This is a genomic window from Bacillus luti, from assembly GCF_009739945.1.
Taxonomy (GTDB): Bacteria; Bacillota; Bacilli; order Bacillales; family Bacillaceae_G; genus Bacillus_A; species Bacillus_A luti.
This window is the reverse complement of record NZ_CP040336.1, coordinates 2,258,698-2,277,347: the sequence shown is the minus strand read 5'-3', so window position 1 is coordinate 2,277,347 and position 18,650 is coordinate 2,258,698. Positions and strand designations below refer to the sequence as shown.

The following is an 18,650-nucleotide window of genomic DNA, read 5'->3' as shown; positions in this document are numbered from 1 at the left end:
AGGCACTTTTCTCATATGGGAAAAGTGCCTTTTTCATTTATTTATTACAGGGGGAATTTTTATGCAGAAATTAATTGTATTTGCTATTATTGGATTTTTCGCTCAATTGATTGATGGAGCACTTGGAATGGCGTATGGGGTAACCTCTACTTCACTATTATTAATGTTTGGTATCGCACCGGCTGTAGCTTCCGCTTCCGTTCACTTAGCTGAAGTCGTTACAACTGCCGCTTCTGGTGCATCTCACATTAAATTTGGAAACGTTGATAAATATACCGTTTCCAGGCTTACATTTCCTGGAGCAATTGGCGCATTTATTGGGGCATGTTTTTTAAGTAATTTACCTGGCGATGTAATTAAACCGTATATTTCCGTATTCTTATTCACTTTAGGGGTTTATATTTTATTACGATTTCTTATTCAAAAGAAAATTGTCGCTTCCAAAAAACGTATGTCTGCCAAACAACTTGTTCCGCTTGGCTTATTCGCTGGATTCGTCGATTCAACTGGCGGTGGTGGCTGGGGGCCAATTACGACGCCTGTACTACTTGCAAGAGGAAATGAAGCTAGAAAAGTGATTGGTTCTGTAGATACGAGTGAATTTCCTGTTTCACTCGCTGCAACAATCGGCTTTTTCATCTCACTTGGCTGGGAACAAGTAAGCTGGGTTTGGGTATTCTCCTTAATGCTTGGCGGCATTGTCGCAGCTCCAATTGCTGCATGGTTAGTACGCATCGTTCCATCTCATTTACTTGGCGTATTAGTTGGTGGCCTTATTATCTTTACGAATATACGTACACTACTTACAACATTTAAAGTGGATCCAACTATTATTTCGCTTTCTTACGTGGCAGTTGGTCTTGTCGTTATTATATCTATTTTTATTGCTGTCCGTAATCATTCGAAACATTCGACAATTGGATACCCGACAGATCAAAAACAAATACTACCTTAAGTACAAAAATACCGCCCGATTTATTTCGAGCGGTATTTTTCTATTTTCCAATTGATCATTGTTTCTGTAGTTTCTACTCTCTTCATATGTAATTTTTCTAACACACGGATCGAACCATAGTTATCTAGAAGTGTCTCTGCAATAATCGTTTCTACTTCTCCTGTCTGAAAAGCCCATTTTATTAATTCACCTACAGATTCTGTAGCATATCCTTTATTCCAATATTTCTCAACAAAACCGTAACCAATTTCTACTGTACGATCCTCATCCGGTTTCCCTTTAAACCCTATATCACCTAATACGATATCATCTTCCTTTCGAATGACATACCATGCGCCCCAAGGTAATAAAGCTGCATCTTTCTTTATATTTTCTACATGTCCTACAATATGCGGACCGCTGTTATACCCTTGCTCTTCAGCAACGCGAAGCTTCTCTTCTGTACACGGCACTATATATAGTCTTCCCGTTTCTAATTTCATCACAAATTCCCCTTTTCAATTAAACAATGCTTCAATTTTACTATAAATATAAAGAATATTCACTATTTATTTTCCGTACACCGCATTCGATAGTTATGTCGAATTATATTTTCAGAATTTTCTTTTATTTTTAAAGGATTTTTCAATATTTTTTGCGAAACATTTGTATAACAATTTCTTTCTTTATTTTTTTGTTACATAACAGTAGGTTCGGGTGGAGTTTTGCAAGCGTTTCCTAAACAATAACCGATATTTTTTGACTTTTCCTAACAAAATTCCTTGCAATATATTCAGAAAGTGATTACAATTGCGATATATTAAAAATCTTAGCAATATATAAATCCTCATCAGTCCGATGAGGTAGAGGTTGCGACTTTTAAAAGTAAAATGGACGAGACACAGAGAATGTCACCGACTCCGTTTGAAAGGAAAAGTTGCCGAAGTTTATATTTCTTCTCTGGAAATATGGGCTGGGGCTGTCTCCGAAAGGAACAGAACTGTCACGTTTACAAAATTACCGTGTAAACGTGGGGTGCTATCTTAACGGAAGGGTATGATGGGGTGGTTATTTGTGAAACGTTCCGCCTAATTCTTTTGGCGGTTTTTTGTATTTTTCTCCCCCGCTCCTTCCTATCTTACAAGAAAAGGAGTGTTGAACATGAATAGCGCAACGAATCAAACTACCTCTGAAACGCAAACTACAAAAGGAAAAGGTGAATTAAAACGTAGTTTAAAATCAAGACACCTTACGATGATTTCTCTCGGTGGTACAATTGGTACCGGACTATTTCTTGCCAGCGGTGGTGTAATCCATACAGCTGGACCTGGTGGTGCACTAGTTGCATACGCCGCAATTGGTATTATGGTTTATTTTTTAATGACAAGCTTAGCTGAACTCGCAGCTTACATGCCTGTTACTGGATCTTTTAGTACGTATGCAACAAAATTTGTTGATCCATCACTTGGTTTTGCACTTGGATGGAACTATTGGTATAACTGGGCGATTACGATCGCTGCTGAACTTGCAGCCGTAACATTAATTATGAAATTTTGGTTCCCTGATACCCCTTCTCTTATTTGGAGCGGATTATGTTTAGCTATTATTTTCCTTTTAAACTATTTATCTGTTAAAGGGTTTGGTGAATCTGAATATTGGTTCGCACTTATTAAAGTAGTTACAATTATTATCTTTTTAATTGTCGGTTTTATGATGATTTTCGGCATTATGGGCGGAGAATCTGTTGGCTTTAAAAACTTCACTGTTGCAGATGCACCATTTAATGGCGGTATCATGGCAATTATCGGTGTATTTATGGCAGCTGGTTTCTCATTCCAAGGTACTGAATTACTTGGGGTAGCTGCTGGTGAAACGTCTGATCCAGAGCGCAATATTCCGAAAGCAATTCGTTCAATTTTCTGGCGTATTCTTTTATTCTATATCCTTGCGATTCTCGTTATCGGTTTATTAATTCCTTACACAACTGAAAGCCTTGCTGCAAGTGATGTAACAGTAAGTCCATTTACACTTATTTTTGAAAAAGCGGGCGTTGCCTTTGCTGCTTCTGTTATGAACGCTGTTATTTTAACTGCCGTACTATCTGCTGGTAACTCTGGTATGTACGCATCAACTCGTATGCTTTGGGATTTAGCTCGTCAAGGAAAAGCACCGAAGTTTCTTGGTAAATTAGATAGCCGCGGCGTACCTGTTAACGCATTAATTGTAACATCAATCGTTGGTAGTATCGCTTTCATTGCTTCTTTATTCGGTGACGGCGTTGTATACATTTGGTTATTAAATGCATCAGGAATGTCTGGCTTTATCGCATGGGTTGGAATTGCAATTAGTCATTATCGCTTCCGTAAAGCATATATCGCACAAGGTAAAGATTTAAAAGACTTACCGTATAGAGCAAAATGGTTCCCGTTCGGACCAATCTTCGCATTTGCACTTTGTGTCATCGTTATTTTAGGACAAAACTACGGCGCATTTATGGGTGAAGCAATCGATTGGAACGGTGTACTTGTTTCTTACATCGGTTTACCACTCTTCTTAGTACTATGGTTAGGCTATAAATTTACGAAGAAAACAAAAGTGATTCCACTTGATAAATGTGAATTGAAATAAACGTTAAACGAGCAAACAAATTTGTTTGCTCGTTTTTTATTACAAACCTCTTTACTTCCCTATTGCTCTTGTTTTTGTAATAATAAAGGAAATATATATAAAGGTTGGGATACCATGAACATTCGCATTACTGATGAAGCAATAGCAGCTATACATAGATTAGAACGTGAAGATAAAAAGATCATTCGCATTAGAGGAACAATGACAAACTCTTGTAGCATTTTCGTTGATGTCGATTTAATTTGGGATACATATGTTGCAGATGATGTTGTATATGAAGATGCAAATCTTATCGTACAAATGGATTCATTTACGAAAGACTACACTGGTGATACAGTGAAACTTGATTATAAGACGACAGGTTTTAGTATTACGACTCCGAGTGAAACTTTAGTTTATGGATTGTCGATTAAAAAATAAAACTTGTTTTCAACTGACCACTGAGGTGAAAATATGGGTAAATATGTTCCGTTAAAATTTTTATTTAACGAAGAATTAGCAGAAAACATGGCTGATTCTATTTGTAAATACGATCCTAATTTCTCTAAAAGAAACTTTGTAGCTTCCGTAACATATAAAGTTGAAAATTTAGAGTTAAAGCAACGAATTGAAGTAATTGCAGATGAATTACACAATGCTTTGCAAAAGGATTTTAATGAAGCAATACATATATTACTGAAAACATTGGGACCAGAAAATACAACAGAAGTAGGCACATTTACAAACGGATATATGTATATGCCTATCGCAAAATACGTTGAAAAATATGGGCTTAACAATTTTGAAACCTCATTCAACGCCATGTATGAAATAACAAAACGGAATACTGCTGAATATGCTATTCGGCCTTTTCTTGAAACATATCATGAAGACACACTAAATATATTGCAACAGTGGATTCATGATGAAAACAGCCACATTAGGAGATTGGTTTCAGAAGGTACAAGACCAAGACTTCCTTGGGCTAAAAAAACGGGAGCCTTGAAAGGTGATTTTAAGAACAATTTACAGCTTCTTGAACCATTAATGAATGACCCTTCTAAATATGTTCAAAAATCTGTAGCTAATCATATTAACGATATTACGAAAGAAGATAAAGAATTCGTTTTTCAATGGTTTCAGCAATTGCGTGATAAACCGTATCCTGTTAACCCTTGGATTATAAAACATGGGTTAAGAACGGTGATTAAAAATGGTACTTTACCAAAGGATTTTTCTTTTTGAGTATTTTAAACAAAAACGCTTATGCTTCAAAAATGGAGCATAAGCGTTTCTTTCTTTTTGAATAAAGAAATAACAAACTTAAAAAGTGGTTTGAATTTTTCTTTACACCTTTATTTTACAAGTTCTTCCACGGTATTACTTTTCTTGATTGCTTCCGATGATAACCAGAGTGAATAACTTGTTCCATCCTTGTTCGTCAAAAATATGTCAAATTCCTTATTATATAGTTCTTCTTTAAGAATAGTGACTACCTTTCTCAAATCCTCTATTACATAGGAATCATCTTTATATTTAATCTCACTGTCATTGAAAACTAAAATCAATTTATACTCTGGACAATTACCGTCTTCTGGGTGTGGACAAGTAATATCTTTAATTACGAAACGATCATTTTGAATTTCATTTAATCTTTCATCTACTCTTGTTTCAGTTTGAATCAAATATGTCCAATAACTGCTTACAGTATTTTTCATTGTTAGAAGCAGTTCTTCTTTCGTTATAGCTTTTTGCACATTATTAAAAGGGAAGCCTATAGATTCACCATTTTGATCCTCAATTTCAAGTTCTGTTATTTTTCTATTACTCTTCTGAATGAATTGGAATAGAGCATATAAACGATCTAATTCTGTTGATTCAAATTGACTGTAATCTATCTTGTCACTCGTTTTTAAAGTTAATAATAACTTATCAGTTGGTTTTCTCCCTATATTATCATCCAATATATATTGGAGAGCATTTTCATTTTCAGATTCCACATAACCTAATTTTTTAATTTCTTCTAGCATTGGTTTGAATTTCTTATATTCCTCATATGTTTTTTTCCCGTATTCGTATTCATCGCCTGTTATTCTTGAATAGATGAGACCATCTACCTCTACTCTAAATTGAATATTTTTGTTATTTTTCGCTTGAACAGTATGGTATGTATGCCCCATATTCCCTTCATGTATAGCGCCCCAATCTGTTACAACCACATCGATTCCGTGCTTTTTTTTCACATATTTTTTCACCTGATCTTCATCTTCATAATTACAACCACTTAAACATAAGAAACACAACACTAGCAACATTACATTTTTCATTCTTTTCATATAACCCCTTACCCCTCTTTCGTACAAACAAAATATTCCATATATAAACAATACTAAATTATAAAATATTTTCAAATAATTAAAAGTTTTTATATTCAGTATATATATTTCTTTTATTAATGGCTCTGTTAATTTTAATATTGATAATTTAATAAATTAAAGGGAAACCTAAATTTAAGGTTCCCCATTTTTACCGACATTTTAGATTTTAATAGATATTTTTTAACCACGTAATAATTCGTAGTACCTGAAACGACTCAAACCAAGTAATTAAAAACATCACAACTAAGTTCAAAGGATTTCTACTCAATTATCCCGAATATATAAATAACCATTCTTACAAGGAGCAAACTTATATGAATCTATTCGAACACGAAACGTAAAACCGCTTCTCATTAATAAGAGGTCCTCCCTTTTTTCTTTTCGCATCATATTATCCATTAAAAAATAGGAGGACAAAATTATGAAACGTGATCCATTATTTTTAACTTTATTAAAAAGTGCAAATACACATTTTAGTGGTTGGGACTTTTCTTTCATTTCAGAAACGGGCCGAATGAAGAGCGAGCCTTTATCGTGGTCGTACGGTAGCACTGCTTTCCAGCTTATGCAGCGTGCAGAATCAATGTTAGATATGGGTACTGGCGGCGGAGAGTTTTTATCTATGTTACAACCATTCCCCTCAACTATTTATGCAACTGAGGGCTACGCTCCAAACATGTCAATTGCTCAGAAGAAATTAGAGCCTTTAGGGGTTAAAGTTGTAGAGGTGAGCGATGATGCTGCATTACCATTTCAAGATGGACAGTTTGATTTAATCTTAAATCAACATGAATCGTATGCTGCTTCTGAAGTAAAAAGAATCCTTTCTCCAAATGGAACATTTCTTACACAACAAGTTGGCGGTCTTGATTGTGCTGAACTTAATGAGCAGTTTATCTCACCGCTAAATAGCGAATTTGCAAATTGGTCTCTTGAAACTGCATGTAATGAACTAAAGGAAAATGGATTTACTATTTTAGAAGAAAAAGAAGAGTTTCCTTTCCAACGCTTTTATGATATTGGCGCTATCGTCTATTACTTAAAAGCAATTCCGTGGCAAATTCCTGATTTTACTGTCGAGGGTTACTATGGGGAATTATATCGTATACATGAGATCATTTTGCAAAAGGGATATTTTGATGTGAAACAACACCGTTTTATCATTAAGGCGAGTCGCAGCTAATCATGGAGTATATGAAAATAAAAAAGAGATGGATCTGCCATCTCTTTTTTTATTTTCACTCAATATTTTCTATATTTAAACACTTCGTTTCACAGTAATAGCCTTTGCCACCAACATAAACTTTTTCTATTTTATTCTCGCTATTGGTTGCTAATTTAACTAATATTTCGGAAGGCGAGTGTAAAGAATAACCTTGTTCAAATACATAGACTTCTTTTTGTAAGTAGTGCTGTTCATAAAGGTAGCAAGCTAATGCGCTGTTTGAAGTTCCAGTCGCTGCTTCTTCATTGATGTCATATAGTGGAGCAAAGTTTCTGCATATTATTCGATTGTCATTAAAAGTATATAGATGCATCCCGACAACATTATAATACTTGCTGATTTCTTTAATTTTTTCAAAATTAGGTTGCAGTGTATGTAATTGTGTTTCGCTTTTTATAGGAATTAAAATATCTTTTAAGCCTGTGGAGACAATTTGAATTGGGTATGTATTTTCTATATCTTCAATGTCAAAGCAGTCGATAAACTCATTTGGAGATATAACATCATAGAATATCGGTTCATTTTGTTCCATGAATATGATGTCATCTTTTATGGTAATAGTAAGAACGCCGCTGTTCGTTTCAATCGTATAGCGATTCTTGAAAAGTTTATTTAAATGCATCAGTATCGCGAAAGAGCCAATTGTGGCATGACCACATAAATCAACTTCCTCTTTTGGTGTAAAATACTCAATTTTATAATCAGCAACTTCAGATTCTGATATAAATGCGGTTTCCGCATAGCCCAGTTGTTTGGCTATTGCCATTTTTTGAGTAGTGGTCAATGTATTCTCCATAAATACCACTCCTGCTTTATTTCCGCCTTTATGATCCTTGCTAAATGCACTTGCAACATAAACGGATATTTTCATAAGACACCTTCCTTCCTCACTTATAGTAAATTGTAGCATAAAACGTACTACGTATATATATTGTTGGATAAATTCTCCATAAAGCAAGAGACAAACTATTTTTTAGTATCTGAACTCTACAAAAATAGTTTGTCTACAGTCAGAGCGTTGGATCTACCCTCTCTTTTTTCCTGTTTATGTAACAAAAGTTTGTGGTGCCTTCTAGATTGTTAAGTACGTTCACGTCTCGCAATCGCATCTGCTAATACGATAAAGTGAAACTTTAATCAGTGGGGGTTTTCTTCATCCACCACTGATTATTAGTTGAACCAATCGGACTTTTATGGGCAGTTGATCCCTCACCTAATTTCTTTGCTTTCGCTGAATTTTGAGGTGGGGGTCTTACTGCCCATTAAAGCGGGATAAATTGCTCATGCGTTATCTTACCTGCCAACTTGTCTCTAATAATCTTTTCCATTTCTTTTGTAAGATTCATGCCCTCTATTGCTAGACTTGCTTTTGCCTCTGCAATAGCTTCATTTAGTTCTTCCTCACTTTTGAATGTCATAATTTGAGTTATCCCCTTCACATCATTTTATTTACTCTTTTAATGCAAGAAAGGTAATATCATCCCACTTCTTATCTAATTGCAAAGTAGTCTTTTCCATGCTGGCTCCCGTTAATAAATCATACCCTTCAATTTCAGCTACAAGTTGCTTTGTTTTACTCTTCGAATTCATATCTTTGTATAGGATGTATATTTTATTCTCCTGTACTTGTATATCACATATCCCTTTATCCTCTCTAGCGATTTTTGTTTTTTTATCGCTTTGCAATGAATATGTACGTATGATATTTAAATTCTCATCTAATTCTTTTATTTTTTCATCATCGCCTAAAATATAAACCTTATTATCAATCACCTGCACTAGAACAGGTATAATATTCTCGTCATCTAGTACCTTTTCTTTTTCTACTACTCTCGTTTTCGGGTTTATCATCATTAATTTAGCTGATAACTTTTGATTTACGTTATCACTCAATGCGAGTAATAATTTATCTTTATACTTTTGAAAAATTATTTTTTGAGTAGTTGGTGCAAAATACACGTTTTCATTAGGAATTTCAAATTCGTTTGTTTTTTTATTTGTGGCCAAGTCTATTTCTGAAATATATATTTTGTCTAGTGTTTGTGAAAATGCGTATATATGATTCTTAATAATATGCGCTCCTTGAATCGTTCCCTTCAGTTCTACACTTTCTTGCCTTTTGTCACTATCTTTCCAATATACAAGTTCACTTGTATATCCCTTCTTTTCGTCTACCAATCCAATATTCACATCATAATATACATACCCTTGCTCTGCATGGATGAAATATGCTCCTGCGTTTATATTTTGTAATTGTTTAGGTCTATTTAACTCACGTATTTTACCTGTCTTATCAATAGCGTAATGATTGTTATTTCTACTTGATGAAAAGTAGTACCCCTTTTCATCTTTTGCATTACTCATCATACTTTGACCATCTACTTCTATTTTACTAATCTCATTTCCTTTTTTATCGTATGCATACATGTAACCACCGTTTTTCATTGCATTTGAATAAGATACAAGATAATCTGCTCTTTGAATATCTTTCAGTTCCGTATCACTTTTAGAACAAGCTACAAAAAGAAACATTGTACATATGACGATTATGGCCAATGAATTATATTTCTGAAACATATCATCACCCCGCGTATAGAATAAGAGCAATCGATACGAAAATACCGATTGCTCTTTAAAATATTTTATCAACTAGAGTATGAGGGTAGTTTTTTTACATATCGCTTGTTCACATCATCTTCCGTTAGAAATGCAGTTGTGTAATTAATAATATTCCGGTTATCATATGTAAATATATGCTCTAATTTTTTATCTTCTGTTAATATTATTGGTAAGTATTTTGGTAAATTGCTAACTACACCTCTATTATCACAATTTAATATCCAATCGATTTCTTTCCATTCTAATAATCCTTCCGCCGTACTTAATGGTGTGTCCAAATGTACTCCATCTGGCAGATCAGCAAGGAATACATACATTCCCTCACTACCTCGAGGCTCGTCCTTACTTTTAAAAACCACATTCCCTTTAAACGTTACACTTGGAAGATCTATGCCTGTTTCTTCAAGCGTTTCTCTAATTATTCCTTCATATGGCGTTTCATTATCTTCAATTTTCCCTCCAACACCATTCCACATTCCCATATTCGGCTTTTTATTTCTATTTAAGAGGAGTATGTTATCCCCTTGTCTAATGAAACAAATTGTGTACTTATACATGCGATCAGTTCCTTTCTATTCCTTAACCGTTAACTTCATTCCCATTGTAAAAGCATCTAATTATTCATTGGTTGTTTTTTGAGGAACATAAAGATACTAAACTAGTCTATTATTTTCATTTTTGAAAAAGGATAATACACAAATTCTACTTTGCCAATTATGTTATCTTCTTCTATATACCCTAAACCATTTCGACTATCTCTACTAATTTCACGATTATCTCCCATTACAAATAACTTATTTGGTGGAATTTTTGTCTTTTGAAAGTTGTAAAACACTTGTGTGTTGTTGAACAACTCTTTGTTTGTATATGGTTCTTCTTGCTTTTTATCATTTACATATACCGTTCCGTTCGTTATGTTAATGACATCACCAGGAAGCCCTATGACACGTTTCACATAATATTTCGATTCATCCTCTTCTTTTATAATGACAATTTCTCCGTGCTGTAAATTCGAAAAATGTACTGCTGCTTTATTTACAAATACGTAGTCTTCTTCATACAGAGTTGGCTGCATCGATTTCCCTTCTACCTTGCATAACGTAAATGAATGGTAGGCTATTACCATGACAAATATAAATAGTATGTACTTCCCCCAGCCTGTCTTAATCTCCTTTTTCTTAATCTCCTCTTCCATATTCATTCCCACCTTATTCAAACGCTTTTTAACTCAAAAAATATATCACTGCACAATGTGTGTCTGTGCAGTGATACTATTTTTACTGGGCTTTGTTCAACTGTTCTACCGGGGGTAGATTTACACCCGACCTTTTCGCTTTCAATTCGAAATACGCATCTAAAATCTCTTTACCAATCGCAGAATTAATTCCTGATTTATCATCATTCACCCATGGTACAACAACTGAAAAAGCGACTTCCGGATCAGCATCATATGGTGCATAACCGGCAAGAGTTAAATTATAACATTTTTTTCGGTTATAGTTTTCATCTCTTCCAATATCACTTTCCCCGCCATATACTGTTTCAGCTGTTCCTGTTTTTCCAGCTGGTTTATACGGTAATCCTTTAAATGTTGCGGTACCTGTTCCGTCTGCTTCTTGAAATACTCTTCTAAATCCTTCTTTTACGTGATTGATATAGGAAATATCCATATCCACTCGATTTAATATAGTTGGTTCCATTGTCCGAATGACTTTCCCAACATCCTCTGGTCTATTTGGTTGCTCTCTCACTTCTTGCACAATTTGTGGTTTCATTCGGTAACCGCCATTCGCAATCGTTGAAATGTATTGTGCAAGTTGAAGCGGTGTATATGTATCATATTGTCCAATCGCATAATCAAGTAAAAAACCAGGTATATTATCAGTTCTACCTATTTGACCGATTGATTCATTCGGCAAGTCAATACCAGTTGGTACGCCTAGGCCAAATTGTCTAAAGTAATAGCGCATTTTATTAAATGTCTCTTGTTTAATATCTAACGGATTTTGTGGTACATAATTAATACCTGCTATTTTTAAAGCTGTATTAAACATATAAACGTTCGATGAAACTTGTAAAGCTCTTAAATCATCAATATCTCCAAAGTCTTTCCAAGATTTCTTCGGCTTGACACTCCCTTTAAAGTACATTGGTGCATCAAAGAAATGCGTATACGGCTTAATCGCTTCCGTTTGATATCCAGCTAATAACGTAGCCCCTTTCACCGTTGATCCTAACTCATACGAGCTTGTCATCGTCCCTAAAGCGAAATCTTCTATTTGCATCCCACCGTCTTTATTTACAATTTTCTTTCCTGCCATTGATAAAATTTGACCGTTTTTCGGATTCATCATTACAACAAACGCGCGATCCATCATCGGTTCTGAAGAATGAAATGCTCTTAAATTTTTATCAAGACTCTCCTCCACTTTCTTTTGCAATTCCATATCCACTGTTAACATTAAATTATGCCCACTTTTTCCTTTTGTCACTTTTTCAGTCCGAACAATATTTCCGGTTTTATCTGTAATATTTTTCGTCTGTTCTTTCGTACCATGCAGCGCATCTTCATACTGCTTTTCGATATAACTCTTACCGATACGATCATTTCGGTTATAATCTCGTACTAAATAGTAGTCTAGTTGCTCCCTTGGTAATCCTTCATTTTCACTAGAAACACTACCAAGGACAGAACGGAGTATTTTATCATTTGGATATTCACGTTCCCAATCCACCGTCGTATCTACTCCTGGCAAGCTTGCCAATCTTTCACTTACGACTGCATATTCATTTAGACTCACATCTTTTTTGACAATTTGCGGCGTCATTTTATATCCCGCATTCATTTTACTTTTAATTGCTAATACTTCTATATCCTCTTTTGAAAGTTCATTTAATTCTTCTTGTGTAATTCTTTCTCGGCGCAATTCTTCTACTTTTTTATCTAATTCTTTCCCTTCTACTTCCTGCTTTCTAAAGTTACCTTCATCTTCTTTCGTAACTTTTGCCATAGCACGTTTTTCATTTAACTGCATCCAAAAATCTTTCTTATCAGTCTCCGTTAACTTATCCATATCCTCTTGCGGCATTTCAATTAACTTTGCTAAATCCCTTGCTACTTGTAAAACTTCTTTCGAATCTACTCCTTTCATTTTCGTATATGTAACGGTTCGTAACGGTTTATTATTTACAATCACATGACCTTCCCGATCAAACATTTTTCCTCTAGGAACAGGCGTGCTCACCGTCACATCTTCTTTCTTATTCACTTCATTTCTATACGTTTCTCCATCAATGATTTGTACTTTACCTAATTGAATTATAATAGCTGAAAATAAAAGAAAGACGATAAAAAATAGTACATTCAATCGAAATGGAATATGAGTCTTTTTCTTTTTCGATTGTTTCTGCTTCTCCTTTTTCTGTCTCATTTCGCTCCCTCGCTTCATTCTATTAACATTTCTACACAAACTCATTATGTATCAAATTTATTTATATGATATATATAGAATTTTATATTAATTACAAAAGAAATAAAAGATTAAATTTTCAGTATTTTAATTTCCCAACCTATTTATTACCATTCCCTTAATGTGCAATAACATGAATGGTATTCAAAAAGAAAGAGAGTATTACACTGTTTTTTCATTCCATCATTTTACATTTATTTGTATAATTAAGAAATAAATCCATACAAAACATTACGAAGGAGCAAACAAAATGACAGATTCATTTACAATATATATTACTACCCCACACTGTCTAAACTTTATGATTTATATTCAAAATATTCGCCTCAATCAAAAAGAGAGCAAAGGAAATTTCCACTTTCCCTACATAGCAAAAACTTTCAATTTCTCTAATGATTTCGAAGTGAATTTTAAAGAGTTATGGCAAACACTTCGTAAACAAATTACTAACGACAAATATGATTCGCAAATTTTTTATGAGGAGAATCATATATTTTATGAGAAACTTTTTAATACTCATTTATGTAATGAAGAATCCTTCAAAGAATTAATATGTAGTTTTAAAGTATGGTGGACTAGCATAGTAGGTCAGCATTCATTAGAATGTTCTGTAACTGAGTATAGTACGCAACTTTATAATGACTTAGTTTTATACCTGAAGCAAAACCAAATAGAACCCTTACAACAGCTACATATTAGCTTACTTTATGACGAGTGTGTATTCATTAAAGAAAATATCACTTCTTACTCTGCCATTTTACCTATGAAACACCTTTTTATAAATTATAAAGATGTGTTTACTACATTATCAAAATGTTTTCATGAGGCTTAAAACAGTGATTACTTAAATAAAAAACTGAGGCGAATACCTCAGTTTTTTCAATACCTTATTCCATTGAAGATAACCCTTCAACAAATTCACCAATCTTTTGTTGAAATACATAATCAAAGTTATATTCCTGCCCTGTTAATTCTTCATTTACTAAAATCGTTGTTGCTCCTACTTCCCTCTTTGCGATTTCTGGGAATGAAGCGACTGGCTGTACCTTGAGTGACGTTCCCATTACGAGAAGTACATCTGTTTCATATAAACGTTTTATCGCGTTTTGATATTGCGGCAGTGTATCTCCGTATAAAACAACGTCTGGATTTAAAATAAAATTACACTTCTCGCAGCGTGGTACTTCATGATTGATCATATACTGCAAATCATATCCCTCTTTACACTTCGGACAATGTGCTGTTTGCAGTGTTCCATGTAAATCAATAACATGTTTACTACCACCTACTTGATGCAAACCGTCAATATTTTGCGTTAAAATCGTTATATCTTTTCCTTGTTCTTCTAGCTCTGCTAAAAAGCGATGCCCACGATTTGCTTTATATTGGTGAAACGTATTAATTTGAAAGATTTCTTTATAATGCTTCCAAAACTCTTTCGGATTTCGGTTATAATATCCTCTTGATAAATACATCTCTACATTCGCATCAGCATACAATCCATTTGATGAACGGAAATCTGGTATACCACTTTCCGTACTTGCCCCTGCGCCTGTTAATACTGTAATTTTCTTCGCTTTTTCTAAAATTGAACGTACTTCTTCATATTGTTGCACAAACATCACCTCTATGTATTTTCCTATATTTATTATACCAGTTGTTTACAGTAGGTGTTGTACAATTCGGTTTACTTACTATGTTGCATTATGTAAACCCAAACTTTTTTGGGCATAATTAAAGTTTCAAAGATAACTACTGTTCAATACTTGTTCGTAATGGCCGTGGCATTCTTAGTAGCTAAAGCACTCTCACAATAAATTCTGGATTTTTTAGAGATAGATTCAGTGAAAAGTGTATCTAATAAGCAAATGACGATTTTTTAATTCATTTAGAAAGCAGCCAGAAGGCTGCTTTTCTTCATCTATGGGCTTAGATAGTTATGGACTACTGGGAGTCTCTTAAGTTATACTTGTATAATATTAAAAATTAATAAGGGGTAATATTAACATTATGAAAGAAAAAAACGAACTTGTTCAAAGTATTCCTCAAACAGGATTTTTTGGGCATCCAAAAGGATTATTCACTTTATTCTTCACTGAGTTTTGGGAAAGGTTTTCTCATTACGGAATGAGAGCTATTTTGCTGTATTATATGTACTATTCGGTCGCAAAAGGTGGATTAGGAATTGAACAATCTACCGCAACCTCGATAATGGCAATTTACGGTTCCTTACTGTTCATGTCTAGTATTATCGGCGGATGGATATCGGATCGTTTATTTGGTCCAAGTAAAACCGTATTCTTTGGTGGCGTTTTAATTATGATTGGCCATCTTATTTTAGCTTTGCCGGGTAGTAAAAGTGCGTTATTTATCTCTATGGTCTTCTTAATTCTAGGAACAGGGTTGTTAAAACCTAACATATCGAACATCGTAGGAAGTTTATACAGTGAAACAGATGCGCGTCGTGACTCAGGGTTTAGTATATTCTACATGGGTATTAACTTAGGTGCCTTACTTGCACCTTTAGTTGTCGGAACATTAGGTCAGCAATATAATTTCCACGTTGGTTTTGGAGTTGCGGCAGTTGGTATGGCAATTGGGTTAGGGGTATTTGTTGGAACAAAACAGAAAAACCTTGGTCTAATCGGTACAAAAGTACCTAATCCATTATCAGATTCGGAAAGAAAAAAGACTATTAAGTATTTCAGTGTTGGTCTGATTGTATTAACATTGCTAGGTGTGGCTACAATTCCAACTGGGTTGTTAACTATAAATCGATTTACATTCCTGATTAGTATCTTAGGGATTGTTATTCCAGCCTATTATTTCATTTATATGTATCGTAGTCCTAAAACAACAAAAGTAGAGCAATCTCGTCTTCTTGCGTATATACCACTCTTTATTGCAGCTACAATATTTTGGTCTATCCAAGAACAAGGTGCTATTATCTTAGCGACATACGCGGATCAACGAACTCAATTACAGTTCAATGGCATTACATTGCATTCCGCTTGGTTCCAATCATTAAGTCCAATCTTTATCGTAACGCTTGCCCCGATTTTTGCATGGGTTTGGATAAAGTTAGGCAAGAAGCAGCCTTCAACGGCAAAAAAATTCGCTATTGGATTGCTATTTGCAGGTTTCTCATTCTTAGTTATGATTATTCCGGCTTTAATCAACGGTACTCACTCTTTAGTGAATCCTATGTGGTTAGTCCTTAGCTTCTTTTTAATTGTAATTGGAGAAGTTTGTTTATCTCCTTCAGGGTTATCAATAACGACGAAGCTGGCTCCAGCTGCTTTCTCTTCGCAAACTATGAGCTTATGGTTCTTATCAACTGCGTCTGCGCAAGCAATAAATGCCCAAGTTGTTAAACTATATAATCCTGCAACAGAAGCAATTTACTTTGGTGTTATTGGTGCTATCTCCATTTTAGTTAGCATCCTGCTGTTTGCATTATCATCAAAAATCCAAAATTTCATGAAGGGACTTCAATAACGGTCTCTTATTGAAACAAACAAATACAAAAAAGAGTAGCCAAACGGGTTACTCTTTTTTGTATACCCATAGCAATCCTTCACCTGCAACATAACCAAAAGTCCATAGAATAAGTTCCATCTAATTCTTGAAGTAAAACTTAATTAAATCTTTACTCTTTTTTCCCTAAAAAGAGCGGATAAAAACATTGTGCTGGTTACAATTCCGTATATATTAGTATCCTATAATGCATCTTCAATTAAAAATACAAAGAGGGCTGCATCAGCCCTCTTTAATTAACATGCTTTTTACTTAATGCGTCGCACCGCCGCACGCTACAATATCTACTTCCACTTCCGTCGTTACCTCAATTGCCAATTCTATCCCCTTACTAATAGTAGAAAGTGACATACTCGGTTGCCCTGGATAGTTACTCGCTTGTTCTGGTAAAAATGGAATATGAATAAATCCGCCTTTTATTTTTTGATCATGTTGCTCTAGTTCATGCATGAGGCCATAAAATATGTGATTACAAACGAATGTACCTGCTGTTTGTGAAACAGAAGCCGGTATCCCTTCTTCGCGAAGTTTCTTTACAATTGCTTTCATCGGTAACGTCGACCAATATGCAGCCGGTCCTTCTTCTACAACTGGTACATCTACCGGCTGATTTCCTTCATTATCAGCAATTCTTGCATCATCAATATTAATTGCTATTCGCTCTATCGTAACATCTGGTCTACCCCCAGCTTGTCCGATACATATAATCATTTCAGGCTTTAGTTCCTCTATATAGTCTTTTAATACGCTTATTGATTTATGAAAGACAGTTGGGACTTGTTTACTAATAATCTTATATTCTCCGATTGTTTTTTCATGTAAACTTTTTGCGACTTCCCAAGCTGGGTTGATACTTTCTCCGCCAAACGGATCAAATCCTGTTAGTAATACTGTTTTCATAGTTTTATCCTCCTAATTAGAAACGATATACAAGGCCATACATGATAAACATATTGATAATGAAAATAGAAAGAGCAATTGGTACTTGCGCCTTAATAACAGCATTCTTATCTTTCAGTTCTAAAAGCATTGCCGGAACGATATTAAAGTTTGCCGCCATTGGCGTAATAAGTGTTCCGCAATATCCAGCAAACATACCGAGTGCTGCCATAATTGCTGGGTTTCCTCCGTGCATTTGAACAATTAAAGGTAAACCAATTCCGCCAGTAATAACGGCAAACGCTGCGAATGCATTTCCCATTACAACTGTGAATAGCATCATTCCTAAACAATACGCCATTACAGCAACGAACGGATACTCTGTCGGTAACACTTGTCCAACTAAATCAGAAACGACTTGTCCAACGCCAGACTTCGCGAAAATCCCGCCAAGTGCTGCTAACATTTGTGGTAAAATAACTGCCCAGCCGACAGCCTGTAGTAATCTGCTTCCTTCTTGAACAGGCGTTGTTATTTTTGCTTTTGTAATGCGCATCGCCGCAACGAATGCGAGTAGTGCTCCTAACGCTAATGCAACTAACGTTACTTTATCTGGATCAACGAGAGAGACATTTCCCCATTTGATTTTTCCTAACGTCAATGTACCGATAATTGTAAAAATCGGAATTAACAGTGCAGGCATAAAAATTTTATTTTTTAATTTCTCAGCATGTTTCACACGTTCTTGTACTGGTACTTCTTTCTCCTCTGATTTTGTTACTTTATTTAATGAAGCTAAAACGACCATAGCGAGTACAATACAGCCAACGTAAAACGAAGGGATTACATTTCCGAATAAAAATGTAACAGCAAACAATGCCCAAAACAAGCTAGAACCGAATCGATTTGGATGTTCACGATCGAATGCAATACGCACAGCGATAAAGGCAACTATTATTCCTAATACATAGTAGATTGTATCCATAGTGATGATGTTCATA

18 protein-coding genes and 1 riboswitch are annotated in these 18,650 nt (G+C 34.7%); of the genes, 7 read left to right on the top strand and 11 right to left on the bottom strand.

Annotated features, from left to right (window positions below):
- Positions 1 to 61 precede the first annotated feature (61 nt).
- Positions 62 to 955: a sulfite exporter TauE/SafE family protein gene (locus EUC40_RS11590; protein ID WP_156575226.1), complete on the top strand. Its 894-nt coding sequence runs from the start codon at positions 62 to 64 to the stop codon at positions 953 to 955.
- 20 nt (positions 956 to 975) lie between these two features.
- Here the strand turns inward: EUC40_RS11590 and EUC40_RS11585 are convergent, their stop codons facing one another.
- Positions 976 to 1,437, bottom strand: a complete 462-nt coding sequence (locus EUC40_RS11585) for a GNAT family N-acetyltransferase (protein WP_156575224.1) — start codon at positions 1,435 to 1,437, stop codon at positions 976 to 978.
- 353 nt (positions 1,438 to 1,790) lie between these two features.
- Positions 1,791 to 1,983: riboswitch (Lysine riboswitch) on the top strand.
- A gap of 112 nt (positions 1,984 to 2,095) precedes the next feature.
- On the opposite strand from EUC40_RS11585, the gene EUC40_RS11580 reads away from it, so the two are divergent.
- The 3 genes from EUC40_RS11580 (at position 2,096) to EUC40_RS11570 (ending at position 4,786) form a co-directional block, all read left to right on the top strand.
- Complete coding sequence (locus tag EUC40_RS11580) at positions 2,096 to 3,562, top strand: amino acid permease (protein ID WP_071711758.1); 1,467 nt, start codon at positions 2,096 to 2,098, stop codon at positions 3,560 to 3,562.
- A gap of 114 nt (positions 3,563 to 3,676) precedes the next feature.
- Positions 3,677 to 3,982, top strand: a complete 306-nt coding sequence (locus EUC40_RS11575) for an iron-sulfur cluster biosynthesis family protein (protein ID WP_071711757.1) — start codon at positions 3,677 to 3,679, stop codon at positions 3,980 to 3,982.
- Positions 3,983 to 4,015: 33 nt separating this feature from the next.
- Positions 4,016 to 4,786 carry a DNA alkylation repair protein gene (locus tag EUC40_RS11570; protein ID WP_156575221.1) on the top strand — a complete coding sequence of 257 codons (771 nt, stop codon included), beginning with the start codon at positions 4,016 to 4,018 and terminating at the stop codon, positions 4,784 to 4,786.
- Between the two features lie 110 nt (positions 4,787 to 4,896).
- Here the strand turns inward: EUC40_RS11570 and EUC40_RS11565 are convergent, their stop codons facing one another.
- Positions 4,897 to 5,877: a hypothetical protein gene (locus EUC40_RS11565; RefSeq protein WP_156575219.1), complete on the bottom strand. Its 981-nt coding sequence runs from the start codon at positions 5,875 to 5,877 to the stop codon at positions 4,897 to 4,899.
- A gap of 463 nt (positions 5,878 to 6,340) precedes the next feature.
- Here EUC40_RS11565 and EUC40_RS11560 point away from each other — a divergent pair, with 463 nt between their 5' ends.
- The gene (locus EUC40_RS11560; RefSeq protein ID WP_156575216.1) at positions 6,341 to 7,102 is read left to right on the top strand and encodes a class I SAM-dependent methyltransferase; all 762 of its coding nucleotides are present in this window, start codon (positions 6,341 to 6,343) and stop codon (positions 7,100 to 7,102) included.
- A gap of 55 nt (positions 7,103 to 7,157) precedes the next feature.
- On the opposite strand, the gene EUC40_RS11555 is transcribed toward EUC40_RS11560, so the two are convergent.
- From EUC40_RS11555 to EUC40_RS11535, 6 genes are all read right to left on the bottom strand, one after another.
- Positions 7,158 to 8,015, bottom strand: a complete 858-nt coding sequence (locus EUC40_RS11555) for a PhzF family phenazine biosynthesis protein (RefSeq protein WP_156575214.1) — start codon at positions 8,013 to 8,015, stop codon at positions 7,158 to 7,160.
- Positions 8,016 to 8,406: 391 nt separating this feature from the next.
- Positions 8,407 to 8,562, bottom strand: coding sequence for an antitoxin VbhA family protein (locus EUC40_RS27245; RefSeq protein ID WP_167520147.1), 156 nt, complete (start codon positions 8,560 to 8,562; stop codon positions 8,407 to 8,409).
- Positions 8,563 to 8,593: 31 nt separating this feature from the next.
- Entirely contained in the window at positions 8,594 to 9,721 is a 1,128-nt protein-coding gene (locus tag EUC40_RS11550; RefSeq protein ID WP_156575212.1) for a hypothetical protein, read from the bottom strand.
- Positions 9,722 to 9,789: 68 nt separating this feature from the next.
- Positions 9,790 to 10,320, bottom strand: coding sequence for an NUDIX hydrolase (locus EUC40_RS11545; RefSeq protein WP_156575210.1), 531 nt, complete (start codon positions 10,318 to 10,320; stop codon positions 9,790 to 9,792).
- A gap of 101 nt (positions 10,321 to 10,421) precedes the next feature.
- Complete coding sequence (gene lepB / locus EUC40_RS11540) at positions 10,422 to 10,958, bottom strand: signal peptidase I (RefSeq protein WP_071711749.1); 537 nt, start codon at positions 10,956 to 10,958, stop codon at positions 10,422 to 10,424.
- Between the two features lie 82 nt (positions 10,959 to 11,040).
- On the bottom strand, positions 11,041 to 13,194 hold the full coding sequence (locus tag EUC40_RS11535) for a peptidoglycan D,D-transpeptidase FtsI family protein (RefSeq protein WP_156575208.1): 2,154 nt from the start codon (positions 13,192 to 13,194) through the stop codon (positions 11,041 to 11,043).
- Between the two features lie 289 nt (positions 13,195 to 13,483).
- Here EUC40_RS11535 and EUC40_RS11530 point away from each other — a divergent pair, with 289 nt between their 5' ends.
- Positions 13,484 to 14,065 carry a hypothetical protein gene (locus EUC40_RS11530; protein ID WP_156575206.1) on the top strand — a complete coding sequence of 194 codons (582 nt, stop codon included), beginning with the start codon at positions 13,484 to 13,486 and terminating at the stop codon, positions 14,063 to 14,065.
- Between the two features lie 55 nt (positions 14,066 to 14,120).
- Here EUC40_RS11530 and EUC40_RS11525 read toward each other — a convergent pair whose 3' ends face one another.
- Positions 14,121 to 14,849 carry an NAD-dependent protein deacylase gene (locus EUC40_RS11525; RefSeq protein WP_156575204.1) on the bottom strand — a complete coding sequence of 243 codons (729 nt, stop codon included), beginning with the start codon at positions 14,847 to 14,849 and terminating at the stop codon, positions 14,121 to 14,123.
- A gap of 394 nt (positions 14,850 to 15,243) precedes the next feature.
- On the opposite strand from EUC40_RS11525, the gene EUC40_RS11520 reads away from it, so the two are divergent.
- On the top strand, positions 15,244 to 16,731 hold the full coding sequence (locus tag EUC40_RS11520; protein WP_156575202.1) for a peptide MFS transporter: 1,488 nt from the start codon (positions 15,244 to 15,246) through the stop codon (positions 16,729 to 16,731).
- Positions 16,732 to 17,022: 291 nt separating this feature from the next.
- On the opposite strand, the gene pcp is transcribed toward EUC40_RS11520, so the two are convergent.
- Positions 17,023 to 17,670, bottom strand: coding sequence for a pyroglutamyl-peptidase I (pcp, locus tag EUC40_RS11515; RefSeq protein ID WP_156575200.1), 648 nt, complete (start codon positions 17,668 to 17,670; stop codon positions 17,023 to 17,025).
- A gap of 16 nt (positions 17,671 to 17,686) precedes the next feature.
- Positions 17,687 to 18,649 carry a DUF979 domain-containing protein gene (locus EUC40_RS11510; RefSeq protein WP_001021656.1) on the bottom strand — a complete coding sequence of 321 codons (963 nt, stop codon included), beginning with the start codon at positions 18,647 to 18,649 and terminating at the stop codon, positions 17,687 to 17,689.
- Position 18,650: the final 1 nt, after the last annotated feature.